Here is a 24,183-nt window from a genome sequence, read left to right on the forward strand (position 1 = left end):
ATGGACAAGCAGCGGCGACCACGCACAAAACGAAGAAGATCTCTTTCTGTAGAAGAGTATGTACACGGGGTGCTAAATCGCGACCGGGCAGTGATTGCCCGGGCGATTACACTTGTAGAAAGCAATTCTCCGAAGCATTTTGAAACAGCCCAACTAGTGCTGAAACAGCTTATGCCATACACAGGAAAAGCGATTAGAGTAGGCATCACCGGTGTGCCTGGAGCAGGGAAAAGCACACTGATTGAGAAATTTGGATCGATGCTGTGTGAAGCTGGGCACCATCTAGCAGTGCTTGCCGTTGACCCCTCTTCTAGCGTGAGCAGAGGCAGTATACTTGGGGATAAAACAAGGATGGAAACCTTGTCTAAGCATCCTAATGCATATGTCCGTCCGTCCCCATCTGGCGGAACACTAGGCGGCGTCGCAAGAAAAAGCAGAGAAACGATGCTGATATGTGAAGCAGCCGGTTATGATGTTATTTTTGTAGAAACCGTTGGAGTGGGGCAGAGTGAAATCACTGTTCGTTCTATGGTAGATTTCTTTTTGGTTCTTATGCTTACTGGCGGCGGAGATGAACTGCAAGGAATGAAAAAAGGCATCATGGAAATAGCCGATGCAATTTTTATTAACAAAGCAGATGGGAAAAACAAACAAGCTGCTTTAAATGCGAAAGCTGAGTATAACCGCTTGCTTCACTATTTACAACCCGCCACTCCCGGCTGGGAAACGAAAGCTTATACTGTTTCTGCTCTTACAGGAGAAGGGGTTCCTCATATTTGGGAAATAATAAAAGACTACGAAGAAAAAATGAAAGAAAGCGGATTTTTTCAAGAACGCCGAGCCTCTCAGTTATCAGAGTGGATGGACCGCTTGATTGAAGATGAATTAAAAATGTCATTTTATCAAAACGAAAAGGTAAAATCTCAATTGCCATCGCTGAAACATAAAGTAACAGCGGGCGAGCTGCCTCTAGCTCAAGCAGTGAAACAGATGATGGAAATATATCGACAATAAAACGAAATAGGAATACGCCTTACTTTTTTTGATTGGTACGGTAATGACAATGATTTGTCTTTCTAGTAGATATAACTGCTGGAAGGACAATTTTTTTATTTTTATAAGTAAAACAGTTCTTGGCGGCAAGCCAAGTTGCTAGTCATAACAGTTGTTTTTTTTTAAATATAATTGTTTAATTATTTTTAAAATTTCATTGAATTAGAGACAATATTTGTATTATAATCAATTCAAGGAAACTTTGTTTCTTTAAATCACTTAATTTCTGAAAGCGTTTTAATAATGTTAGTACAGTGCACTGCTACTACAGATAAGAAAAACTACGATTACGCCATTTGAACGTGGCAGTAAGCCGAGTTTTTCTAATAAGGAGGTGGTTCACGAGGAGGAAAAAAACATAGTCGTCTTATAAGGACGGGGGAGGAGCCATATTTTCTTTGGTCTGTACTGTGGCAGTTTCGGCTTGTAAAGGCAAGTGCTAAATAAAAAATGAAACGCACGACAACATAGTCAGTATAAGATCTAATAGATTTTTTCTAAAAAAACATGTTTATCATAAAACCTCAATCGCAAAAGTGTTGTTTCATCTAACGATTATACGAAAGGAGGGCGGAGTTTACTTTAGGGCTAAGTTGCTGGCAGTACATAACGAGTAGATTTGTTAGATTTATCCTACTAACCAATGGCTCCAATGTTTTAAGTATAAGAAGATTAATGAAACCATGAGACCGTCATGAGTGTTCTGATTAATTTTAATATTAAAAATATTTACTGGGGGAGGTTGTACATTTGCATTATATAAATAAAACAAAAACTACTTTCATTACTCTTTTGTTATTAGCAAGTATTTTATTCTTGATAACAGCATGCGGCGAAGCTGGAACAACTAGCGAAGAATCAGAGGATCAATCCGATATCATTGTAGATACAGAAGAAACGACCGCAGAAGAGGGCGATACGTTATTAAATTTAGCGGCAAATCCATCTGGAACAACATGGAACTTTTACTTGAATCAAATGGCTAATGTCATGAATGAAAATGTCGATGGACTCACGATATCTGCTCAAGAATCTGGCGGCTCTAATGGTAATGCTATTGCGTTATCAGAAAAAGATATTGATCTTGGTTTCACGGAAGCATTAGTAGCTTATGAATCTTATAATGGAGAAGGCCGTTTTGAAGGGGAAGCGAATCCAGATTTACGTCTGCTTTGGTTCGTTGCTCATTCAAGTCTTCATTGGGCTGTAACCAAAGACAGCGGAATCAAAACCTTTGAAGACCTAAATGGGAAAGAATTTAACCCTAGTACTGTCGGCGGCGGTGGAGAATATATCACTGAATTAGTATTTGACCATATGGGTATTTCTCCTGACTACCATAGAGCACAGCTTTCTGATGCAGCGGAACTTGTAAGAAATAATCAGTTAAATGGTTTTACTTATAATGCGACACCACCGGACCCAACGTTTACTGAAGTAAATGTTGAACAACCTTTACACATGTTGTCTTTAGATGATGATCAGCTCGACTCTATCTTAGAAGAATTTCCATTTTTTGTTGATGCTGTTATTCCTGATGATGCCTATGACGGTGTTGATGAAGCCCAAACAATTGGTGTATGGATGGGAGCAGCCATTTTAAAAGAGATTGACCAAGAACTAGTTTATGAAATGTCTAAAGCCTATTGGGAAAATATCGAAGAAGTCGCAGAAGTCTTTCCATTAGCTTCTGAAAGTACTCCTGAACAAGCGATTGAAACCGCTACCATTCCTCTTCATGCGGGAGTTGTCCAGTATTATGAAGAGATAGGGTTAGACGTACCAGAAGAATTAATTCCACCTGAATATGAAGGTTAAACCAATAAAGAAAATGGAAGAAGCGGGAGCGTATATTCTATATACCTCCCCATTTTTTACACTGATAGGAAAGCATAAAATTTTAACATGGGATGAATCATCGACGTCGTTAAAATGTTGAGGAAATCAGTGTAAGTGCAACTAGGCAGTCGCCTGCACCTAAAGGCTCGGCGCCAGCTAAGTTTTATTTAAAAAACGTGATGCTTACTAATGGCGGCATTCATGTAATGTTTTAAAGATAATAGGTGGACATTTGGAGGAGGGGTAATAGTGGATATCAAAATGGAGGAAGAATTAGAAAAACATGATTTTGATAAAGAAGAAGACATGTCGAAGCAGATTAACCTTTTTTGGACGATAATCTTAGCTGTTCTATCGATTGGATTAGTTATCTTTCACCTCTACACAGCGATTACTGGTATTGTGGTGTTACAAAACAGCATTCATTTTTTATTAGCGTTATCCATTGCATACATTATTTATCCGATGTTTAAAAAAAAGAAAGCACCAGGAACGTTTGGGCTGCCTGTTTATGACATTATCTTCCTGCTATTAGCTCTTTTCGTTAACTTCTATTATATTATTCATTCCGAAAGGATCATTTATGAATTAGCTTACTTAAGGCCTACTGATTGGGATGTTATTGTTGGGTTTACTGCGCTTGTTTTAGTGTTTGAAGCCGCACGCAGAGCGATAGGAATAGTATTTCCGGTCGTAGGTATCATCGCTGTCATTTATATGTTATTTGGGCCGTATTTTCCAGGGATTTTTCAACATCAAGGCTTTAGCTTAGAAAAAGTGATTGCTGAAATGTATATCGGGCAAAATGGAATTTTTCAAGGGACATTGTTAGGAGTGTCTGCCAAAACAGTAGCTATTTTTATCCTGTTCGGAGCTTTGCTCTTGGTTACAGGCGGAGGAAACATGTTTATTAAATTAGCGATGGCGATTGCTGGCAGGTTAACTGGCGGGCCAGCTAAGGTTTCTACCATAGCCAGCGGTATGTTTGGTGCCATCTCCGGAAGTACAGCAGCAAATGCTGCAACCACCGGGATATTTACCATTCCCCTTATGAAGCGAAATGGAAATAAAAGTGTGTTCGCAGGAGGGGTGGAAGCAGCTGCGTCTTGCGGCGGGCAAATACTTCCGCCGATAATGGGAGCAGCCGCTTTTGTTTTAGCGGAAGTAACGCAAATAAGTTATGTCATTGTGGCAGCAGCAGCGATCATTCCCGCAATCATGTTTTATTTAGGGCTATGGGCATCCGTTCATTTTGAGGCGAAAAAATTAAACCTCAAACCTATAGATGCAAAAGATATGCCTCGTTTAAAAGATGTTTTGTTTAAAGGAGAGGCTCTTACCCTCTTTGTTCCGATGTTTGTTTTAATATTGCTTTTAGTTATTGGCTATACACCAACATTTAGTGCTTATTGGGCAATAATAAGTGCAGCAGTTTTATTTATTATTCAGTCTTTCTTACAAAATCAATGGAAAGATGCAATTTCTAAATTGAAAGAAGCTTCGGTTCAAGGCGCAAAAACGGTCACGTTAATTGCTGTAATATTAGCGGTCGCTCAAGTAATTGCAACGGTAATAGGAATGACAGGGATTGGAAGTAAACTTTCTAGCATTATTGCCCAAATAGGAGAAACGTCTCTTTTGTTAACGTTAGTATTAGGGATGATTGTAACGATTGTATTAGGTATGGGAGTACCGACCATCGCGGCATATATGTTAGCTGCTTCAGTTATTGCCCCTGCATTTAACAGCTTAGAGTTGTCTTTATTGTCAACCCATATGTTTATTCTTTATTTTGCGATACTATCCGGTATTACCCCGCCCGTATCGTTAGCAGCTTTTATTACTGCAGGTATTGCAAAAGCACATTGGCTAAAAACAGCTTTAAGTGCGTGTAAAGTAGGATTTGCAGGTTTTCTTATTCCATTTATGTTTATTTATAATCCTGCTTTTCTAGGACAAGGGAGTTTGTTGGAAGTAGTTGGTGCTATTCTAATAGGGTTAGTCGGCATTTCCGCATTGGCCGCTGCTTTTATTGGTTATTTCATCACGAAGACAGGCTGGGTGCAGCGGTTAATATTAACAGCTAGTGCATTATTATTAATTACCGGTGGGACGGTTACTAATATTATAGGTTTTACATTGTTTGCGGTTATTGTATTATTTCAATGGAACAACAAAAACAAAATAAACAAACAACTTCGTTCAGAAATAGCATAAAAATACAAGCAGGCTGGTTGAGCGGCCTGCATCGAGAAATATGTAAATAAAAACAAAAGGCTGCCCAATACTGGTTGTTCACCGGTCACCGGTTAACTGGAGACTGCCTTTTTAAGTCGAAAACATACATAATATTTATGCGAAAAACGATATATTTTAGTAATGGAACAAAGGAGGGGATGCAGCAGGGGAGGGTATTTAAAAAAGCACTCCTTATTAAACAAAGGAGGAGCCAAACACCATCATAGTAACACCGACAAATCCAAGCACAATCGGCAGGTTTTTTACGAGATAAAATCTCTGGGAAGAATCTTTCAGCAGCATGAAAAACCTGTCGGCAACAAAGAAAAGAACGGCAGCTAATACAGCCATGATAGTAATATCTATATTCTGCGTTACAATATAAGCAGTACAAGCCCCTGCAATGTGAAAGAAAAAAGATAGAGGTTGAAAGTGCCACTTAATCCGGCGGGCAAGCCAGTCGGATGCAAGTGATACAATGGAACCGTAGAATACAATCGGGGTTAAAGAGAAAAATCCGTAAATCGTAATGCTCTGCAGGATCTTTCCTATCATGCCTATGTCAGTGGTTGTTGGGATCGGAAAAAGTACTCCCATTAACACCAGAAATAGGGTCCACACCGTAAGTCCTGTCAGCATTTTATTCATGTTGCCTTCGCCTCCGCTATTTATTTTTATATAAGACAATATCTACCAGTTCTATATCCGTATTGTATAAAAATAAACAGAAAAAGAGCATATATTTCATCTTTTAGTTGTTTTTTAATATTTGTTAATGAATTGTAAAGAAAGGGAAGATATCGATGAATCGATTTTTAATTTGGTTCATGCATCCAGACCGTCAAAGTTTTAACGGCGCTATTCTCGATACTTATGCTGATGAGTTAAAAAAACAAGGAAAAGAGATAGACATTCGCACGATTGCAGATCTCGATATGTCCCCTCATTTGTATCGTGAAGAGTATAAAGCTTCTATAGAGGGAAAATACCCGGAAGTAATCAAAAACGAGCATGACAAAATGAAATGGGCAGAAGTCATCACTTTTATTTTTCCACTTTGGTGGGGAAGCTTTCCCGCTGTTGGAAAAGGCTTTTTAGATCGTGTGCTTTCTTATGGTTTTGCTTATGAATTGGATGGGGAAACACCAGTGCCGCGCATGAATGGCAAAAAAGCAGCCGTCATTTACACGACTGGCACTCCTAATAAAGAATTTATAGAAAAAGGAAGTAAACAGCGGATAGAAGAGACGTGGAAAGAAGAAATCTTTGACTTTTGCGGTTTTGACTGTCTGCCATTTTTACATTTTGGTGATGTGATACAAGCTTCAGATACTAAAAGACAGCAAATGCTCGAAAAGGTAAGAAAGTATGCAAGAAAACATACAGATATGCGTTGATTTTTACTGTTATCATTTAGGTGAAGAAAGTCAGGTAAAGGTTGGTCAAACAGAAAATTTAAGATACAGCTTGCATAACATCATCTTTACATAAGGAAAATAATGTAATTATTATTATATCATAAAACCATGAAACAGGAACAGGTATTGAAACATTTCCGCTTCTTTCACGTCTGTTCTTTCAAAGAGGTGAGTCCATGAACTGGAAATGTTGTTTGTATTTTTCTGTGCTCGTGCTCCTTTTAGCTTCATGTTCGAATGTAACGAACACGATAAGGAATTGTCCTGATGCTGCGATTTCCTGGATGGATCTGTTAATGATAAACGATCTGCAATATACCGGAGAAGTGGAAGGCACGAATGAAGGGGCAGAATTGGAAAAAGGAGAAGTGATTGGGGAAGTGGAGTATAAAATGGCGGACAACGCATGTTCTAATCATAAAATGAGAAATGGAGATGCAGCATTTCTGCCTGCAGGTACAGAAATTTATAGTATCAAAGGGTATGATGCTGACTTTCGGGTGCTTGCCGATGACAAAGTTTATCAAATAAGTGAAAACCCTAAAGCTCAAACCCTTGCAGATTTATACGACATAGAAGGAAAAGTGGATAAAATAAGTATCGAAAGTATAGAAGACGGAAGTCACATATCCGATTTTACACCAATGAACACAAACGCCTTCATAGAGGAATACCTTTCGTTAGAATACACAGGTATAGAAGGCATTGAGAAAAAACGAAAGAACAGCAGCCGTACCTTTATACGTATCCATCTAAACGACGGCACTTCATTTCGGACGACTTACTATATATCAGAAAATGTCTTGAATCCTGGAGCATATGGTACAGAGAAAATGAAAAATATTATGCTTGAAGAAACGAAGCGGGCGAGGTCTGATTAAAACAGCAGCCGTATTTTTGTTTTCCCAAACGACTGGATAAAACCCAGCTAGTCGTTTTCTTTTGCAGTGTTTGCTTAATTTTTAATCGGGTAGATATTGTCATGTTAAAGATGATTATTTAGATTTTTCCCCTTAGAAATCCATAAAATATGTTGAGTGATACTTGCAAGAATAGGCAGCTCTAACAGGGGGCCTATAACCAAGGTTAAAGCAATTAAGGGCTGTTCAGGAAAAGCTGTTAAGGCGATTGCTAACGCAATAGGTGAATTTCTCGCTAAGGTCGTTAAACTAAGACTTGTTCTGTCAGGGTAGGCAAATTTCATCCACTGTCCAATTTTTTGAGTAATAATAAAATTAAAGGCAAAAAATAAAATAATGGGCACAGTAATTTGCCACATTAATTCCAAATTATTAAGCAGTAACTGACCTTGAGAAGCAAACATAGCAATAATGGCAGTGCTTAGAAAGATAATTGGCAGCACGCTAAGATTTGATATAAGCTTTTCTCTAAACTGCTGCTTGTTTCTCAAAAACCCTTTAGTAAAAATGGCTAAAGCGAAAGGCACGAATAAAACAATTAAAATACTTTCTCCGAAAAACGCGAGGTCAATGATTCCTTTCGTACCACCAAAGAGAAGAAGATAAATTGGCAGCAGTACAACCTGTAAGATTAAGTTTAAAGGTAAGATAGCAGTGGATAATGCGGTATTTCCTTTTGCTATCCCTGTGAAGATTAAGTACCAATCTGTACAGGGGGTAACCATGAGCATAATAAAACCAATATATAAGGCTGGCTGGTCTCCTAAAAATAACGATGCAAGCAGCCATGCCAAAAAAGGGGTCCAGATAAAGTTAATGGTGACAGAAATATATGTAAATTTGATGTTTTTAAAAGCATTTCTTATATCTCCAATTGGAATCTGTAAGAACGTAATATAGAGCATAGCTACTAATAAAGGACTAATAAAGCTTCCTGCATTCATTTGTATTCGTTCAACTTGCCCTATGCTTATTCCAATAATGACTGATAAGAAAATAATAAACGTATATAGTTTCTCCACTACATTCATTGTTTCGCCACCGATTGATAAAAATAGTATTTTCTATGATCTTATCATAATCAGGTTTAAATAATCATTCAGAGCGGTGTTAAAAGTTGTGCAGTTTGCGCCATCGATCATGTCAACTGTCATAATAGCGTAATGGGCAGGGGAAAATAACTTCTGCTAAAGTACAACTTCTCAAATGTAATCGTATTGCATCGCACCCTGGATAAGCAGCTGTCCATATATGAATGGAAATGAATAATATATAACATGTTGCGGAAAGTTAAAGGAAAAGGTAAAGGAGTGTTTTTGATGACAAGAGGCCAAACGAGAAACAATAAACACAAAAACAAAGCAAGATTGTCGCAAACTCCGAAAAAAGATATCGTGGCAAATGATGGGTTAGATGTGGAATATTCCGAAGAGCTTGCAGACACTGATGATTTAGAAGCACAAGAGCGTGCCAGAGAGGCAGATGAACGAGCACACGATCGTCCGCTTGATGAAATATAAAGAAAATCCAATGGGTCAGGTCCTGCAGGGGTCTGACCCTTTTTAAAAAGGAAGAAATGATAAATAGTTGGCGTTTTTGATGTCTAGCTTCAGCGCCTGCTCGCTCGAGATTCCTTCGGTTCGTCAATGGAATGCAAAGATCAGCTTTCCATATGCCGCCCCTCCAGGAATTGTCGCTCGTGAGCAAGGCGCTGGCGCTTTTCTTAAATTATTTCTTTTTAGAACACTCAATACCTGCTGATGACTTTTGTTTATATAAATAGAAAAGAGGGCCGTGGAAATGGTTTGCACAGGATGCTTAAGAAGACTGCTGCATGGCGGAAGGAGACGGCTTTTTCGGACCAGAATAGCTCTGTACCATCCGCTGCAAATCTTTGTGTGCTTCTCTTACTTTTATCGTTTGGTCCAGAATTTCCTGAAATCCTTCCAGGTCCTTGTCTGACGCATTTAATACCGACTTAGGGATGCCTTCTGCGATCTGTTTCAATGTGAGATCACGGTTCACCAACAACGACCACCTTTCTTAAGTTTATAAAGTCTACTTAATACATTTGTGGCAAACCTCGTTTTTTCCTGCAAAATCAGCGATGAAATTATCTACAAATATCTCCATGAAGGTATAAATTCTGATCAGTTAAGCAAAAAATTCGAAATATTTAGGCGAGAAGCTATAATGAAACTAAGTACATTTAATGGTAAAGGTGGCTAATACGTTGAATGGTTTGTTATGGACATTAGCTATTGCACAATTTCTCGCGATGCAAGTATGGTTTAATTTTTCTGCGGTGATGCCCATTGTAGAAGAAGAGTGGGGCTTATCCCCAACCCAGTCCGGAATCATTGTTTCATTTTTTCACATAGGCTATGTGGCGGCAGTATTTTTTTATAGTTTTTTAAGCGATAAATACAATCCAAAGTATTCGTTTATGTACGGTGCATTATTAGCTGGAATATCAGGTATTTTATTTGTTTTTTTGGCTGACGGATTTATCTCTGCTCTGCTGCTGCGCTTATTGTCTGGAATTGGGATAGCAGGGATTTATGTGCCGGGCATGAAAATCGTTGCGCAAATGGCTCCCCCAGAAAAAAGAGGAGCAGCGATGGGTGTTTATGTAGGGTCGTTGGTGGTAGGCTCTGGTTTTTCACTACTTGTTTCGGGAATGCTCATTAACCTAACTGGCTGGCAGGGGGTTATTTTGATTACGTCTTGTTCTGCTCTTGTGGCATCTGGAATGCTTTTCTTTTCTAATATTCCAAATAACTTACATATAGAAGGCCAGCGATTAAATATGGCACTATTGAAACGAGTGCTGACGAAGAAAAATCTGCTCGTTAATGTTAGTTATACTGGGCACTGCTGGGAACTGTATGCCATGTGGGCCTGGATCGGGCCGTTTCTCGTTTATTATTTTGCAAATAATGAGGTTGAAAATGCCGTAAGTTATGGTAATCTTACAGGATCACTCGTTATTATGGCAGGAGGATTTGCTACGTATCTTGGCGGTAAGATGTCTGACAGGTTCGGACGGCTGAACATTATCCAGTTATTTATTTTTGTCAGTATTGTTTGTTCCTTAGCTGTTGGCTGGTTCATTGAAATTCCAATCTGGATATTGCTTCCGGTTGTTTTTATTTATGGATTTACGATTATTGCTGATTCTCCAATTTATAATACTGCATTAACAGAAATTGCTGATCCTGATATTATCGGCACTGCGCTTGGAATTCAATCGGTTATGGGGTTTAGTGCTACGATCTTTTCTCCTGTATTGTTTGGTCTTTTGCTGGACATTTATAATTGGGGAACTGCTTTTACAACGATCGGACTGCTTACGTTTATCACACCTGTTTGTATATGGCTGTTAAGGCGTCAGTTAACGACAAAAGATATTAATGTAAATTAAGCTGTTAAACAGTTTTAAAGGTGGGGAGTCGTTTGAAAACCAGGGTTATGTTCTTTATTGCCTTTTTGATGATTATGGTATTGCTGGGGTGGTTTTATCGTCACAATATTGCCCCAGACACCCATTACGTAGAAGTCCAATTTGCTACTATCACAGCTTATTTCATCACGATTTTGTTTGCTGTTACCCTTTTTATTTCTAAAAAGCAAAAGATGCTTTTTTATACATCGTATGTTATTATTTTTACCATTACAGCCGCAGGAATTAGCATGTGGGTTGTCCGTCCTTATGTTATTATAAATGATGAAGTACCAAAAAGGATGGAAATATTAGATGCTTATTTAGAAGAAACTTACCCTGACAGGGATTGGGACATCCAAAAAAGTGAATCCACTTTTGACAGCCATTATTTGTTTTATGTTACGTTTGCAGAGGAAGCCGATTATTCTTATGCTTACCATATGTCAGATGATGTCATAAACGGCAAAGACGAAATACAGAGTACGGGCGGACGTCCTAACAAATAAAATTTTTAAAATTTGGCTTGAAGTGTTATATTTTATAAATAGACTCATTTTAAAGTGTGATAAATCGAAAGGGGACTTACGAAACCTATGGAAGTACAAGCTCAATCTACACCGAACCCAAATGCTGTGAAATTTTCAGCAGACCAAGTCATTTTTGATGGCAGCACCTCTCTTAAAAAAGGCGATGAAACCGATCACCCTATTGCAAAAGCGCTGTTGCAAATTGAAGGCGTAGACAATATTTTTGGCTATAACGATTTTGTAACAGTAAACAAAACAATGGATGTAGAGTGGGATGATTTAATGCCTAAAATCCAACAAGCATTCGACGATAATGAATAAAGAAAAATAAAACACTCTTTAGAAAATGCTCGCCTTCAGTTTGAAAGGGAGCATTTTTTACGTTAAAAAGTTCAATTTTGTTAATGAATCTGGCATAAATGTTAATATTTCCTAAAAGAAGAAAAGTGGTGTGCTATGAAAAAAGGGACTATTTATAAAAGCAAGCACGGAAAGAGAAGGCTGTTAGATTATTATAAAACTTAGACGTTTTTTTTCCTGGCAAATACGTGGTAGACACTGCAATAAAAATTATTCCTAATCTCGTTATTTGTCATTCCTTTGAAATGGGTCATTTTCCATCAGAACAGGTACGAACGCAAATAAACACTGAGATAAAGAAATTTTTAGAACAACACTATTAATCTTTCTCGCATAAAGGAGGCCCTTTTGACATAGTTACTTCATAAAAGACATTACTAATAAAGGAAAAAGGGCGGAATACTTTGAAAAATGTTCTTTTATTTGCAGACCCCGGCGTAGACGATGCTTTTGCGATTATCTATAGTGTGCTCCATCCAGATATCAATGTAGTCGGCATTGTAGCAGGTTATGGAAATGTTGAAGTAGAAATTGCGACGAGAAACATTGCAACGATATTGAATTTGTTAGAAGTGGATATACCGATATATGGAGGAGCTAACCAGCCAGTGTCGGATGTGTATGTGGAGTTTTATCCAGAAATACATGGCGTGGAAGGGTTAGGGGATTTTGAGCCAGAAGGATTAGGATACCAGTTAACCAATTTTACAGACTTATATGAGGTTTTTGATAAATATGAAGATATATCGGTTGTAGGAATCGGCCGAAATACAGGATTAATGATCAGCTATATGCTCGGAAAACAGAAGATGGAGCAGGCAAAGAATTATTTTATAATGGGAGGCGCTTTTTTAACACCAGGCAATATTACACCGGCCGCTGAAGCTAATTTTTATGGAGATCCGGTTGCAGCTAAATTTGTGTTTGAAAATTTAAAAACCCGGGTTTTTCCTTTAAATGTAACAAACAGCGCTTATGTCACCCCGGAAATGATAGATTATATTATTACGTATTCGCCTCTAGAAAAGCTTAAGCAGCCACTGCAATTAATGTACAATTTTTACTACGAAGCCTATCAAGAATTCATTCCAGGGTTAAACGGAGCTTTGTTTCATGACTTACTACCGTTTATGTATATAACCAATCCGGAGATGTTTTCTTTTGTGGAACGAGAAATTTATATCGAAACCAGTTCTGGACCGGGACGGGGAGCAAGTATCGCTGATTTTCGTCCGAGATATGAGCCAAGTCCAGCAGCAGGCGGGGAGGAAGAAGAAATAAAACATAAGATCGCATTACAGATGGATTATAACAAATTTTTCCGATTATTTTTGGAAACGTTTATTCAAAATCTCCCACCTGAAGCAGGTGAATAAATGAGGGAGCGGCAGGGATAGAAGGAAGTTGTGAAAAGGATCGGGCCTGAAGCCGCTCTTCCTATCGACAGACCCAGAGGCGGGTAACGATCTTTCTGTGATAGATAAAAGAGTAAAAAACAAGTTCTTCCTCTCTCCTTATTACTTTTCCTTAACTTGTTAAGCAGCGGGCTGAATGTTCTGGCTTTACATTACTTTTCCGTGTCCAATAGACCCATTATTGTTTATATTAGCACTGATTTCCAGTATCATAAAATGGAACTCGACCATAAACGAAATCATAGATATATAAGAAGCAAAAAGGAGATTAATATGTTCGGCAAAAAATATTTACCTATGTTTATCTGCCTGGCATTCATTCTTTTAGCCGCCGTTGTGATATTTCCATTAAAAGAAACAACAGTAGAGGATAATTATTATTTAACATTGATGGGAGACAGTTCGACTTGGAAAATAAACAATTATCAGCTGGAAATTACGCCGGAACATTTAATTGCTGGGGATGGAGAACTACATATGAAAGATACCGATGAGTTTCAATCGGAATTTTTTTCGATCGATGTTCATGCGGTCATTAATAATGAAGATAGAAAAATTCAAGGGAAGTCTGTTTCTGGACATGTAAATATGGCAGACATGACGACTGGAAAAGTGGAAGGCGGAACCTATTATAATGATAAAGGCGAACCTATCACGCTAGAGGATATCAACGAAATATACGCTATGGTGGAATGGTATGATCCATTAAAAGAAAAACAGATGAGTGAAAAAATAGTTTTATATGGATAAGAAACGTTTAGTGTTTTGCAGTCGTTACACAGGAAACTGTTACATACGGAGGAAACGACATGATGAGAAACGTACTATTTTTTATTTTATTGCTCACAAGTATGGTAATAACTAAAACAGGTTCCGTACCAGGAATGACGGGATATGTAGTCGACAAAAGAGGGGATGAAGTTCTTGTAGTGGCGTCAGAACCGAAGGATTACAGTGATACCGGCGGACAAGAGGAATTTTATAGTGCGATCTGGTTTTCCAATGCAGCAGATAACGCAGATATAGGGCATAAGGTAGAAGTGTGGTATGAAGTAGTGGCTGAATCGTATCCCGGTCAAGCAAAGGCGGATCATATGGAAGTTCTCCCAAGTGAAAAGCCAGAAGGGGCGCATCTCACAGAGCAAGAAGCGGTAAAGCAAGCTCTTGATGAAAAAGATATACAAGGGCTTCCGGCCTTAACCAACATAGACTATCAACCGGATCGTAATCAATGGATGATAGAAATAACGACACATGAAAAGACGCATACGATAACAGTTGGTGATAGATAAAAAATCGCTAAAGAGCGTTACGTATGGAGGTATAACTTGAAAGTTATAGAAAAAGTAATAACCACGTTTAAGTGCTTTTCTATTTGTTTTGGGATTCGCTACCATAAATGAAAAAGGAGATATGGAGAAAAAGATAAGTGAACGTGAACGTTATCCTCCCGCTTCCTTATAAAATGAATCCATTATGTATGCTAATAGTTTTTTCATTACAAGTAACCGTCAACAATACGAATCATACCTCCCGTAGATCGATATAAACTCCGGTGCTCCCTCGTTTCACACATTTTTCAGCTGAACCTAATTACTGATAGACAAAAAAAAGTGAAAACGTTCAATATATAAGTACAGGGAGTATTTTATGAATTTTTGTTAAATGATTCCCAACCCGCTAGGAAAAAAATAATTATAATTTTTAATTAATATAGGTAATAAGAATAATAAGGAGTTGGCGGCTATTAAAACGGATAATGGAATGAATAATAAATGTCTATTAAAAAGAATTAGTTATGGAACTAATAACAATCAATTTGGAGATTTAAGGATCCCCGTAGCGGGGGAAGGACCTTTTCCATTAGCAGTGATTATTCATGGCGGTTTTTGGAAAAAGCAATTTGGACTAGAGCAAATGAATGATTTTGCTGAAAAATATGCTTCTCATGGTATAGCGACATGGAATATAGAATATAGGCGGGTAGGACAGGATGGCGGAGGGTGGCCAGGAACATTTTTAGATAGTGCAAGGTCAATTGAATCGCTAAAAATAATTGCAGAAGACCATCCTGTAGATTTAAAACGAGTTATCATTATCGGTCACTCGGCTGGAGGGCATTTAGCATTATGGCTTGCTGCTAGGAATAAATTATTATCAAATAGCATATTAAGACAACAGGATAGGATGCTAGAACCTAAAGGTGTTATTAGTCTTGCAGGTGTGAGTGACTTGATCCTAATGTATGAGATACACCAATGGAAAGAAAAACTGTTTGGAGTTATTGAAAATCCTACGAGAGATTTAATAGGGGGGAAGCCGAACGAATATGCTCAACGCTACGCTGAGGGTTCCCCTAAAGAACTTTTGCCTATAGGGATTCCTTTAGTTTTATTTCATGGAGCCTTGGATGTTAATGTACCGATCGGTTTAAGCGTTAATTTTAAAAAAATAGCGGAGAGTGCTGGAGATAATGTGGTGTTGAAAACGTTCCCTAATATAGAACATTTTGAACTGATAGATCCAATGTCAGAAGTATGGTCTATTATATGGGACCATACGGTTAGCTTGTTAAATAACACATAATAATTATAAAAAGGAAGTTCCGCATCAGCGGGACTTCCTTTTTTGTACACAGTCAACTGGAGTTGGTAATATCCTGTACAGAGAGGAGATAATCTATATTGACGTTTAGCTCTGTGTTTGTTTCTCCAAGCTCTCTTAAACGTTCTGCATCTTCAATAATTAATTCATTATTTATGATACTGATAATACCTTCTTTTTTCCAGTTGTTTAATATTTTGTTCACACTCTTACGCGAAATACCTAGGTACTTAGCGAACTTGGTTTGGTTAAATGGGATCAACCTACCAACTTCTCTGTCTAACTTTATCGTAAAATGTGCTATTTTTTGTTCAGCAGTGCATCCCATAAAGGCAATAATTTCGGCCATTGTTCGAAGCTTGAAAATTAGAGAATGGGTGAATATGAGCTTGGCTGATGGGAACTTTCTACACAATTCGTCAAACTTGGTGTTGGAAAAATAATAGACAGTGGAGGGCTTTAAAGTGATTGCGGAAGCTAAATAAGGTTGATTATATATCCCCGGTTCACCAAAAAGCATTCCTTCTGTTATATAATTTATTGTGTGTTCAATACCTTCAGGTGAAATAATAGAATTGCTAATTAATCCTTTGTCTAGATAATAAAAACCCTTTCCCTTTTCTTGCTGACGATAAATAAAGTCACCTTTATTAATATTCATCTTGTTTCCGTAACTTAAATACGGCTCCCAAGTGAAGCGTAGTTGCTTCATATAATATCACTCCTCAGCAAACAGACCATCAGCGTAGAATTGCAGAGCTGATGGATTTCTAATGACTATTGATCTTCCCAGCGTTTCAATATAACTGTTTTCTTCCCATTCTTTCATAATCTTATAAATTGTTATTCTAGTAACCCCGGTACATTTTGCAAGCTCATTACGTGTTAAACGTATATCAAATTGGTTGAATTCATGATAAATATTTAATAATAATTTTGCTATCTTTTGTTCAGAAGGTAGCTTGCTTAAACAGATCTTTTCAGTAAGAATGTTTAATTCATTAATAACTACTTTTAGGAATAATCGGCTAAGCTCAGGATGAGCGAGTAGTAACTCTTTAACTGTATCGTAATTAAATAAATAGAGAACTGAATCATTAATTGTTTGGGAAGTAGTATAGTGAACAAGCTGATCCATGGTCTGAACACCTAAAAATTGACCTGGAAGTGAGATTTTTAATAGTAAGTCATCCCCGTTAGCTGTTTTAGTCGTAACTTTCACTAATCCTTTTTCAACATAATAAATACTATCACCGACTTCGCCTTGCTGGTAAATTACTGTATTTTTTTTAATAAACGTTCTTTTGCCGTATGTTACAAATTCTTTCTCATTTAATTTACCTGAATTAGAAACAAGTACTGTCATATAACCCTCTCCTTCTTATGAACCAAAATTAGTATTTATAGGGACAGAAAAGAAGGGTCGACATATTGAAAGAAAAAGCCCCCTTTTCCATTATACTTTACTTTACATTTAGAATTTTGAGAATTTTTTTATTTAAAGTTAAATAGGTTACACCTTCCATTGGTTTTTTTTAATAAGATTAATATACAAATTAATCCTAGTCAATTACGTCTAGTCAACATAACACATAGGTGGTGATATATTAATAACGATAGAGACTAAAAATATAAACGAATAGCGGAAAACAAAAAAGAAAAGGGGATGATGGATGTGGCAAACCAGGAAAATAATAAACTACAATCAATAATTATCAATGGACAAGAGATTACTTATGATATTAATGGGTCGGCAGAAGGACCAGTAATAGTTTTACTTTCAGGGTGGTGTCAAGATCATAGGCTTTTTGATTATATAGTCAAACCCTTATCTGACCAGCATAAAGTTATTCGCATGAACTGGCGCGGACATACAGACCCACAAAGTTCACCAGGAGATTTTGGAGCAAAAGATCAAGCAGATGACGTTATTGGGGTTTTAAATGCTTTAGATATTGATCAGGTAATACCTGTCTCTACATCACACGGAGGTTGGGCGAACCTCGAAATAACTGAAAGGCTGGGGACGCAGCGAGTTCCAAAATCTATATTAATTGATTGGATTATGGTAGAAGCAATGGAGGAATTTACAAAAAACTTAAAAGAGATTCAAAATCTAGAAACGTGGTTTATGGGACGTCAAAGTTTATTTAATCACTGGATAGGTGTTAGCCATAATCAAACTGTTAAAGACCACCTTGATATAGAGATGGCCAGCTGGGGGTATGACATGTGGGAACGTGCCTGTCGTCAGATCGAAAAAGGTTATCAAATCTGGGGATCCCCGCTTAATAGAATGGCTTCACTTCCAGAGAAACGTCCTATCGTTCATATTTATTCTCAAGCAGCAGTAGAAGGATATGAAGAAATACAGAAAAATTATAAGGAAGAGCATCCATGGTTTGACTTTATAGTTGTTCCAGGGGACACTCATTTTCCTACATTAGAATCTCCAGAGGCAGTTGTTAATCATATTAATGAGTTTGTGTCTGCAAGTTCACTTATCCGATAATATTGAGGAAACAACCATGCATTTACAAGGACCTGTAGGGTCCTTGTAAAATTGAATTAAAAAAGATTGTAGTGAGTATGAAATGTATGTCTTCCAAAAGGTTAATGTGATTAATATTACGCTACAAAGCAAATCAATTAAGTGGAGGACCGTCTGTATGAGCGAAAACGGGATGAATGAGAATGAATTTTCTAATGTGAAAAGCAAAAAGAAAACCCTTTTCTTAGGTATTATACTAATGCTCGTTGCTGCCTCACTCTTTGGTACATTGGGAACTTTGACTAACTTTGCTCATCAAGCTGGATTAAGCCCTGTGGCGTTCGCTATGTGGCGTGAACTTTTAGGTACTGTTTCTATGTTTATACTATTAACTTTAGGTGTGGGAAGACCTCCTAAAAAGGAACGTATACCAATAACGCAGGTTCCTGGACATCAAATTCGCAATATTTGTTTTGCTGCCATCGCGTTTTCAGCCTACAGTTTAGCAATGTTTTATGCATTCGTAGAATTAACTGTAGCTCTTGCCCTGCTTTTGTTTTATGTGTTTCCAGCAATTGTAACAGTAATTTGTGCTATAACTGGCGTGGAGAAGTTAAACTCCCCGAAATTAATTGCTCTATTACTCGCTTTGGGTGGGGGAACGTTGGCTGTGGTAGGACAGATGTTTGGCCAAACAGTTCAAATTAGCACTTTGGGTATAATTCTTGCTCTTGGGGCAGCTGTTGGGATGTCGATATTTTATTTAATAGGCCGTAACGGTTATCCCAATCTTCCCCCCGCACATGCTACTACCTTTTTTTTAGCAGCAGGTACTCTAGTTTTTGTAATTTGCGGGGTGGCCTTTGGAGAAAAAAGTGCTCTTCTTCAACCTTTTCACGACTCTTCAGTTTGGTTTCTTCTAATTTTTGCTGGATTAGTTGGTGCTGCAATACCTACTATGCTAATGCTAACAGGTATTCGTTTAATAGGGGCATCAAGGGCATCTACTTTACAGATATTTGAACCAGTAATGGGAGCAATTCTTGCAGCGGTTTTTCTTGGGCAGCAAATTTATTCTATTCAAATTATAGGAGGTCTTCTCATCCTCACAGCAGCTTATATATTGCAACGAAAATCAGAACCTATTGATAAGGTCTCTATACCGCAATCAGAAATAAAAATCCAAAATATAGAATGAACGTAACATGGTTTATTTTCGTTACACCTATAGAAGATAGCTTGAGATTTATAATTTCGAGCAACTTTGAGGAGGTAAGAACATGAAAAAAAGGTATGCGGAAATAGCTGGTGCTGGTATTTCTGGTCTAACTGCTGCCATAGCATTAGCTCAAAGAGGGTGGAAAGTTAGAATTCATGAAAGGTCTTCTAAGCTTAGGGAAATTGGCGCTGGTTTGTATACATGGGAGAATGGTTTAAAAGTATTAGAGACAATTGGTGCTTTTAATGAGGCATGCAGTGAGCTAGATATGATGGAACGTATGGATATGGTAAATGAACATCAGGAATTAATACATTCCATTCCTTTCTCATCAGAAAATAGGTTTACAGTCATATCAAGGCAGGGCTTATATAAAGCACTAATTAACAGGGCTCAGGAAGAAGGAGTGGATATCTATACAAAATCACCTGTAGCGGGGGCAAAGTCACACGGTGAATTAATTTTAGATGATGGCAGACAAATTTCAGCAGATTTAATTATAGGTGCAGATGGTGTAAGGTCTAAAATACGTAATTCTTTAAATCTGACCAAGAATGTTGAAACCATGGATGATGGAGCTATCAGAGTGTTAATTCCAAAACGAAAAGATGATCCAGATAAGATATCTACAGAAAATTGGTCAGGTTATCGAAGGATAGGAGTGACTCCATGCGGACCAAATTATGTATATGTATTCCTTACTGGTTTAGCAAAAGATGAAGCACTTTCTGTCCCTATTAATAAAGAGATTTGGCAAGAAGCATTCCCACATCTAGAATCTGTAATTGAAAGAGTAGATGAATTTGGCAGATTAGACTATCACTTTTTCAATGTTTTCTGTAAAAGATGGTCGTCAGGATCTGTTGCACTATTGGGAGACGCAGCGCATGGGATGTCGCCAAATTTAGGTCAGGGTGCAGGGACTGGCATGATGAGTGCGTTAGAACTCGCTGAATCATTAGAAAGCTACAATACAATAGAAGCAGCACTAGATGCGTGGGAAAAAATAATTCGCCCAACAATTGATAATACTCAATATTATGCTCGACTGTATAGCTTAGCTGCAACAAAATGGCCTAAAGAATTGTTAACTGATCGTTATCCATTGATTCAGGCTGCGATGGAATCACGATATTTAGAAGAGAAAATTAGTAAGGCAGCTTCCTACGTTATTTCCTCTTATCGCTGTGGGATAAGACAGACAACTGAAAAAATATAAAAAGTTATAATCTATGTTAGCCATTTACTAATCAATAAGTTATAATCCTTTATATTGGAAGGGCGGGAGGTGATCCTGCTATTCATATAAAGGTTTTTTTTTACTTTGCGGCAATCCCAGTTTCTAATGATAAATGACAATTATAAAATTAATCATATTGGAGTTAAAACGAAAAAATGCTCTTACTTAGAAATGGCAAGTATACCGAAACGAATATATGTTGTTTTCGAGGGGGCTTGCGCAATTGAATTCTGATCCGTTCTACCATTGGAATTATGAATTGCAGCAATGAAGCTGGGACAAAACTAGAATAGTCAACTCCCACATGTTGAAGGAGTGACCCGTTTAATAAACGCAGTGTATCAGCGTAGTCAAAATACGTAGACTCCAGCGGGAACAGCACGAGCTGAAGATCCCACAGGAAAGCGGTTTTTGCTTTCCGAGGAAGCTGAAGCCGTGCCCGCGGAAAGCGAAGTATTTTGACGAAGCGAGGAAATGAGTTGCCCTCCCTTTTATTTCCAAGGCTGCTATTGTTGATATATTTGATAAAATAGATATCTTTTATAAGAAAAAATGGCTGTGAAGGGAGTAAAAATCAGCATAATAGAACTATTTGATTTATATCGCATATTTTACAAACAGCCCTCAGATCGAGAAGATACAAGGGAACATTTGAAACAGTTATCAATAAATAACGAGTCAGTCGTTTTCATAGCACTTGAAAAACGATAGGTCTATCCATTTTTTCGTCTGTAAGTATGAGGCGGACGTGGGTATAAAACGATTTATTTATGAAAGAAAAGGCCCGAAAAAGGGATATGGTGAAAAACTTTAAAAAAAGCGGTGGAGATGCTGAGAAGACAGGTGGAAATACGATTTCGCTCGAAGCAGGAAAGAAAAATGTGACGACGCAAAGACTTCAAGAAATTCTAACTATTATTATGACCTTTTTTTCTCATGTTCTAAATAACAGGGTAATACGGTTCATAAAATGAATGCGCAAAATAAGGCGGTCTCGGGCCAATCTTGGGTAATACAAAGGCATAAGAAAGATACGTTACTTCTACTGTTTCATCGGATTCGTTAACGAGGAGCAGCTTTACTTCCGGGCTGAAGGTATAAAGCAATAGATTCACCTCTTTTTCTACTCAATTGATTCTCCGCCGTTGACATGAAGCACTTGGCCGGTCATAAAACGAGAATCATCAGAAGCAAGGTACACATAAGCTGGAGCGAGTTCAAAAGGCTGTCCTTGCCGGTCCATTGGATTATTAACTTGAGTCACTTCATCAGCAGAAAAACTTGCCGGAATTAACGGCGTCCACACTCGTCCAGGAGCCACCGCGTTTACACGGATCCCTTGGTTTATAAGATTGTTAGCTAAGGCGCGGGTAAATCCAACATTTGCTGCTTTTGTTGCGGTATAATCAATCAGCTGTTCATTTCCAGCATATGCTACAACAGAGGAAGTATTAATGATAGAGCTTCCTGCTTTCATATGGGGAAGCGCTGCCCGGGTCGTGTAAAAATGAGAGTAGACATTAACTTTAAACGTTTCATCAAATTGGTCATCGGTTATATCAAGCAGGCTTAATTGCTGAAATTGAATGCCAACATGGTTGCACAGCACATCAAGACCGCCTAACGTCTCAACTGTCTTCTCCACTATTTCCACACATTGGCTTTTTTCTCGAACATCCCCTGGTAAAAGGATACAACGCTGTCCCAATTCTTCGATTCGCTTTTTTGTTCGGTTGGCATCTTCATGCTCATCTAGATAGGAGATGGCGACGTCTGCACCTTCCTTTGCAAAAGCAATCGCAGCTGCTGCCCCTATCCCGCTGTCCCCTCCCGTAATGAGAGCAGCTTTACCCTTGAGTTTTTCACTTCCTTTGTAATGGGGATTTTCAATAATAGGTTTTGGCACCATCCATTTTTCGACTCCAGGCTGACGGAATTGCCGCTGCTCGGGTACTGTTACCGGAACTTCCTGGTAACGCGTTATTTTTCCATAGTTCGGATACATCGGATATGATTTATCTTTCATAGTAGCTTGAAACATTTGCTGCATGTTCTGGATTTGCTGCCACGTATATTGTTGACTCATAACTTCCTCCTGTAATGACAATTTCTTCCTACCACACATGTTATGATGATATGGTAACAATTATGAGAAGCTTGTTTTTGAAGGCAGCGAAACGTCCCCTTCGCTTTTGTCGTAATGTAAGAAAAGAGGGAGGGGTTATTTGTCTTGGTGTCCGAATTGTTATACGGAATACATGGACAGTAAAAAAATGTGTTCAGATTGTAAAGTGGAACTTCAAAACGAAATAGAAATAGAGATCGAACGGTATGAATTTGTGGAGATGGATTATGTTTACACAGCTGCAAGTGACATAGAAGCTAATATGTTTACAGAGCTGTTTGAAACGAATGGAATACAAACGATGAAAAAGTACCGAGAAGCAGGAGGTTATTTATCTGTTTACATGGGAGAAACAAGCTTTGGTATTGACTTATTTGTGGACAAAGAAAAACGTTCTTTAGCAATAGAAATCCTGAAACCTCTGGAACTAGAATCGATTGAAGAAGATACAAAAACAGAAAAATCCTCATCATGGCTTAAAAAAATATTCATTATCTTTTGCGTTATTTTATTTCTTTTATTATAAGGTAAGAAATAATAAATAGTTGGCGTTTTACATGTCTAGCGCAACCGCCTACTCGCTCGAGATTCCTTCGGTTCGTCAATGGAAAGCAAAGATCAGCGCCCCTCCAGGACTTGTCGCTGGTGAGCAAGGTGCTTGCGCTTGATTGATTACCGCCAAGTTCAAATGGCGGAAGACATAGTTTGCTTATACTTTGATCCTTTAACAAAGGGAAACATTCCTAACGTAAAAAGAAAGGAAGAGGACAAAAGTGAAATCAGCTATTTTCATGTTGATAATTGGAGCAGTTTTTCTTGCTAATGGATGCAGCAGCGAATCGGCAGAACCGGATAAGGAAGTCCCGGTTTATCATAGCGCAGAAGAAGCAGCAAAAGGGTTTGTGGAAGAAGAAAACATTTGGAAAAGTACAGCTTGGATCACCACAAAAGCGAATGAATACATATTATTAGCTGAAGAAAGGGAAAATGTATTTTTCGTAGGAGCTGTTACAAACGAAGATGGGTATCGGTATCACGTTTTATCAGCACGAGCTTCTTACCGTGGTCCAGACGGGGAAGCAGTAGAGGGTGGGGGATCTTTTGAATGGACAGAAGATCATGACATGGAGGAACCTTATACGCTTCATATAAGCATGGAAGAAGACTATAAATTACCCGATAGTGAGTATACATTTGATCTCATGAACAATAAAGACGAGAGTGTGATTGCATCGGTTGAATTTCTTAAAGGGCTTCGACAGGATGAAGAGGATGCAAATGGACGATGA

26 protein-coding genes are annotated in these 24,183 nt (G+C 38.1%); 19 read left to right on the forward strand and 7 right to left on the reverse strand.

Annotation, left to right across the window (positions count from 1 at the left end; genetic code table 11):
- From meaB to FZF09_RS07845, 3 genes are all read left to right on the forward strand, one after another.
- A complete protein-coding gene (meaB, locus tag FZF09_RS07835; protein WP_158736039.1) occupies nucleotides 1-1,014 on the forward strand; it encodes a methylmalonyl Co-A mutase-associated GTPase MeaB in 1,014 nt (337 codons plus the stop codon).
- Nucleotides 1,015-1,803: 789 nt separating this feature from the next.
- Nucleotides 1,804-2,871, forward strand: a complete 1,068-nt coding sequence (locus FZF09_RS07840) for a TAXI family TRAP transporter solute-binding subunit (protein ID WP_158736040.1) — start codon at nucleotides 1,804-1,806, stop codon at nucleotides 2,869-2,871.
- A gap of 270 nt (nucleotides 2,872-3,141) precedes the next feature.
- Nucleotides 3,142-5,109, forward strand: coding sequence for a TRAP transporter permease (locus FZF09_RS07845; protein WP_158736041.1), 1,968 nt, complete (start codon nucleotides 3,142-3,144; stop codon nucleotides 5,107-5,109).
- 216 nt (nucleotides 5,110-5,325) lie between these two features.
- Here FZF09_RS07845 and FZF09_RS07850 read toward each other — a convergent pair whose 3' ends face one another.
- Entirely contained in the window at nucleotides 5,326-5,778 is a 453-nt protein-coding gene (locus FZF09_RS07850; protein WP_158736042.1) for a hypothetical protein, read from the reverse strand.
- A 155-nt stretch (nucleotides 5,779-5,933) separates the two neighbouring features.
- On the opposite strand from FZF09_RS07850, the gene FZF09_RS07855 reads away from it, so the two are divergent.
- Both FZF09_RS07855 and FZF09_RS07860 read left to right on the forward strand, forming a co-directional pair.
- On the forward strand, nucleotides 5,934-6,527 hold the full coding sequence (locus tag FZF09_RS07855) for an NAD(P)H-dependent oxidoreductase (protein ID WP_158736043.1): 594 nt from the start codon (nucleotides 5,934-5,936) through the stop codon (nucleotides 6,525-6,527).
- Between the two features lie 197 nt (nucleotides 6,528-6,724).
- Nucleotides 6,725-7,429, forward strand: a complete 705-nt coding sequence (locus tag FZF09_RS07860) for a hypothetical protein (protein WP_158736044.1) — start codon at nucleotides 6,725-6,727, stop codon at nucleotides 7,427-7,429.
- Between the two features lie 104 nt (nucleotides 7,430-7,533).
- Here FZF09_RS07860 and FZF09_RS07865 read toward each other — a convergent pair whose 3' ends face one another.
- The gene (locus tag FZF09_RS07865) at nucleotides 7,534-8,499 is read right to left on the reverse strand and encodes an arsenic resistance protein (protein ID WP_158736045.1); all 966 of its coding nucleotides are present in this window, start codon (nucleotides 8,497-8,499) and stop codon (nucleotides 7,534-7,536) included.
- Nucleotides 8,500-8,787: 288 nt separating this feature from the next.
- On the opposite strand from FZF09_RS07865, the gene FZF09_RS07870 reads away from it, so the two are divergent.
- Together FZF09_RS07870 and FZF09_RS07875 are read left to right on the forward strand one after the other, a co-directional pair.
- Nucleotides 8,788-8,988: a YfhD family protein gene (locus FZF09_RS07870; protein ID WP_158736046.1), complete on the forward strand. Its 201-nt coding sequence runs from the start codon at nucleotides 8,788-8,790 to the stop codon at nucleotides 8,986-8,988.
- 79 nt (nucleotides 8,989-9,067) lie between these two features.
- Complete coding sequence (locus FZF09_RS07875) at nucleotides 9,068-9,229, forward strand: hypothetical protein (protein WP_158736047.1); 162 nt, start codon at nucleotides 9,068-9,070, stop codon at nucleotides 9,227-9,229.
- A 57-nt stretch (nucleotides 9,230-9,286) separates the two neighbouring features.
- Here FZF09_RS07875 and FZF09_RS07880 read toward each other — a convergent pair whose 3' ends face one another.
- On the reverse strand, nucleotides 9,287-9,493 hold the full coding sequence (locus FZF09_RS07880; RefSeq protein ID WP_158736048.1) for a hypothetical protein: 207 nt from the start codon (nucleotides 9,491-9,493) through the stop codon (nucleotides 9,287-9,289).
- 208 nt (nucleotides 9,494-9,701) lie between these two features.
- Between FZF09_RS07880 and FZF09_RS07885 the strand changes: the two genes are divergently transcribed.
- The 7 genes from FZF09_RS07885 to FZF09_RS07915 all read left to right on the forward strand — a co-directional run bounded on the left by FZF09_RS07885 (nucleotide 9,702) and on the right by FZF09_RS07915 (nucleotide 15,801).
- Nucleotides 9,702-10,892 (forward strand): MFS transporter, encoded by a 1,191-nt coding sequence (locus FZF09_RS07885; protein ID WP_233269440.1) that lies wholly within the window; start codon nucleotides 9,702-9,704, stop codon nucleotides 10,890-10,892.
- Nucleotides 10,893-10,924: 32 nt separating this feature from the next.
- The gene (locus tag FZF09_RS07890; RefSeq protein ID WP_158736050.1) at nucleotides 10,925-11,419 is read left to right on the forward strand and encodes a hypothetical protein; all 495 of its coding nucleotides are present in this window, start codon (nucleotides 10,925-10,927) and stop codon (nucleotides 11,417-11,419) included.
- An 87-nt stretch (nucleotides 11,420-11,506) separates the two neighbouring features.
- The gene (locus tag FZF09_RS07895; protein WP_158736051.1) at nucleotides 11,507-11,761 is read left to right on the forward strand and encodes a NifU N-terminal domain-containing protein; all 255 of its coding nucleotides are present in this window, start codon (nucleotides 11,507-11,509) and stop codon (nucleotides 11,759-11,761) included.
- A gap of 443 nt (nucleotides 11,762-12,204) precedes the next feature.
- A complete protein-coding gene (locus FZF09_RS07900) occupies nucleotides 12,205-13,176 on the forward strand; it encodes a nucleoside hydrolase (protein ID WP_158736052.1) in 972 nt (323 codons plus the stop codon).
- Nucleotides 13,177-13,488: 312 nt separating this feature from the next.
- On the forward strand, nucleotides 13,489-13,965 hold the full coding sequence (locus FZF09_RS07905) for a hypothetical protein (RefSeq protein WP_158736053.1): 477 nt from the start codon (nucleotides 13,489-13,491) through the stop codon (nucleotides 13,963-13,965).
- A gap of 59 nt (nucleotides 13,966-14,024) precedes the next feature.
- Nucleotides 14,025-14,507, forward strand: coding sequence for a YobA family protein (locus FZF09_RS07910; RefSeq protein ID WP_158736054.1), 483 nt, complete (start codon nucleotides 14,025-14,027; stop codon nucleotides 14,505-14,507).
- 445 nt (nucleotides 14,508-14,952) lie between these two features.
- Complete coding sequence (locus tag FZF09_RS07915; RefSeq protein WP_233269441.1) at nucleotides 14,953-15,801, forward strand: alpha/beta hydrolase family protein; 849 nt, start codon at nucleotides 14,953-14,955, stop codon at nucleotides 15,799-15,801.
- A gap of 52 nt (nucleotides 15,802-15,853) precedes the next feature.
- On the opposite strand, the gene FZF09_RS07920 is transcribed toward FZF09_RS07915, so the two are convergent.
- Both FZF09_RS07920 and FZF09_RS07925 read right to left on the reverse strand, forming a co-directional pair.
- On the reverse strand, nucleotides 15,854-16,531 hold the full coding sequence (locus tag FZF09_RS07920; RefSeq protein ID WP_158736055.1) for a Crp/Fnr family transcriptional regulator: 678 nt from the start codon (nucleotides 16,529-16,531) through the stop codon (nucleotides 15,854-15,856).
- A gap of 6 nt (nucleotides 16,532-16,537) precedes the next feature.
- The gene (locus FZF09_RS07925; protein ID WP_158736056.1) at nucleotides 16,538-17,185 is read right to left on the reverse strand and encodes a Crp/Fnr family transcriptional regulator; all 648 of its coding nucleotides are present in this window, start codon (nucleotides 17,183-17,185) and stop codon (nucleotides 16,538-16,540) included.
- Between the two features lie 309 nt (nucleotides 17,186-17,494).
- On the opposite strand from FZF09_RS07925, the gene FZF09_RS07930 reads away from it, so the two are divergent.
- The 3 genes from FZF09_RS07930 to FZF09_RS07940 all read left to right on the forward strand — a co-directional run bounded on the left by FZF09_RS07930 (nucleotide 17,495) and on the right by FZF09_RS07940 (nucleotide 20,748).
- Nucleotides 17,495-18,331, forward strand: coding sequence for an alpha/beta fold hydrolase (locus FZF09_RS07930; protein ID WP_158736057.1), 837 nt, complete (start codon nucleotides 17,495-17,497; stop codon nucleotides 18,329-18,331).
- Nucleotides 18,332-18,488: 157 nt separating this feature from the next.
- A complete protein-coding gene (locus tag FZF09_RS07935) occupies nucleotides 18,489-19,508 on the forward strand; it encodes a DMT family transporter (protein WP_158736058.1) in 1,020 nt (339 codons plus the stop codon).
- An 82-nt stretch (nucleotides 19,509-19,590) separates the two neighbouring features.
- Nucleotides 19,591-20,748 carry an FAD-dependent oxidoreductase gene (locus FZF09_RS07940; protein ID WP_158736059.1) on the forward strand — a complete coding sequence of 386 codons (1,158 nt, stop codon included), beginning with the start codon at nucleotides 19,591-19,593 and terminating at the stop codon, nucleotides 20,746-20,748.
- Nucleotides 20,749-21,710: 962 nt separating this feature from the next.
- On the opposite strand, the gene FZF09_RS22630 is transcribed toward FZF09_RS07940, so the two are convergent.
- Nucleotides 21,711-21,875: a hypothetical protein gene (locus FZF09_RS22630; RefSeq protein ID WP_199256762.1), complete on the reverse strand. Its 165-nt coding sequence runs from the start codon at nucleotides 21,873-21,875 to the stop codon at nucleotides 21,711-21,713.
- A gap of 17 nt (nucleotides 21,876-21,892) precedes the next feature.
- Nucleotides 21,893-22,819 (reverse strand): SDR family oxidoreductase, encoded by a 927-nt coding sequence (locus FZF09_RS07945; protein ID WP_370514439.1) that lies wholly within the window; start codon nucleotides 22,817-22,819, stop codon nucleotides 21,893-21,895.
- 175 nt (nucleotides 22,820-22,994) lie between these two features.
- Here FZF09_RS07945 and FZF09_RS07950 point away from each other — a divergent pair, with 175 nt between their 5' ends.
- Together FZF09_RS07950 and FZF09_RS07955 are read left to right on the forward strand one after the other, a co-directional pair.
- Entirely contained in the window at nucleotides 22,995-23,420 is a 426-nt protein-coding gene (locus FZF09_RS07950; protein WP_158736060.1) for a putative signal transducing protein, read from the forward strand.
- 247 nt (nucleotides 23,421-23,667) lie between these two features.
- The gene (locus tag FZF09_RS07955) at nucleotides 23,668-24,183 is read left to right on the forward strand and encodes a hypothetical protein (RefSeq protein WP_158736061.1); all 516 of its coding nucleotides are present in this window, start codon (nucleotides 23,668-23,670) and stop codon (nucleotides 24,181-24,183) included.

The sequence above is a fragment of the Alteribacillus sp. YIM 98480 genome (assembly GCF_009765375.1).
Taxonomy (GTDB): Bacteria; Bacillota; Bacilli; order Bacillales; family Marinococcaceae; genus Alteribacillus.

Coding starts and splice junctions, on each gene's coding strand:
- meaB (WP_158736039.1), top strand. CDS start 1: ATGGACAAGCAGCGGCGACCACGCACAAAACGAAGAAGATCTCTTTCT.
- FZF09_RS07850 (WP_158736042.1), bottom strand. CDS start 5,778: ATGAATAAAATGCTGACAGGACTTACGGTGTGGACCCTATTTCTGGTG.
- FZF09_RS07855 (WP_158736043.1), top strand. CDS start 5,934: ATGAATCGATTTTTAATTTGGTTCATGCATCCAGACCGTCAAAGTTTT.
- FZF09_RS07860 (WP_158736044.1), top strand. CDS start 6,725: ATGAACTGGAAATGTTGTTTGTATTTTTCTGTGCTCGTGCTCCTTTTA.
- FZF09_RS07865 (WP_158736045.1), bottom strand. CDS start 8,499: ATGAATGTAGTGGAGAAACTATATACGTTTATTATTTTCTTATCAGTC.
- FZF09_RS07870 (WP_158736046.1), top strand. CDS start 8,788: ATGACAAGAGGCCAAACGAGAAACAATAAACACAAAAACAAAGCAAGA.
- FZF09_RS07875 (WP_158736047.1), top strand. CDS start 9,068: ATGTCTAGCTTCAGCGCCTGCTCGCTCGAGATTCCTTCGGTTCGTCAA.
- FZF09_RS07895 (WP_158736051.1), top strand. CDS start 11,507: ATGGAAGTACAAGCTCAATCTACACCGAACCCAAATGCTGTGAAATTT.
- FZF09_RS07905 (WP_158736053.1), top strand. CDS start 13,489: ATGTTCGGCAAAAAATATTTACCTATGTTTATCTGCCTGGCATTCATT.
- FZF09_RS07910 (WP_158736054.1), top strand. CDS start 14,025: ATGATGAGAAACGTACTATTTTTTATTTTATTGCTCACAAGTATGGTA.
- FZF09_RS07920 (WP_158736055.1), bottom strand. CDS start 16,531: ATGAAGCAACTACGCTTCACTTGGGAGCCGTATTTAAGTTACGGAAAC.
- FZF09_RS07925 (WP_158736056.1), bottom strand. CDS start 17,185: ATGACAGTACTTGTTTCTAATTCAGGTAAATTAAATGAGAAAGAATTT.
- FZF09_RS07935 (WP_158736058.1), top strand. CDS start 18,489: ATGAGCGAAAACGGGATGAATGAGAATGAATTTTCTAATGTGAAAAGC.
- FZF09_RS07940 (WP_158736059.1), top strand. CDS start 19,591: ATGAAAAAAAGGTATGCGGAAATAGCTGGTGCTGGTATTTCTGGTCTA.
- FZF09_RS07945 (WP_370514439.1), bottom strand. CDS start 22,819: ATGCAGCAAATGTTTCAAGCTACTATGAAAGATAAATCATATCCGATG.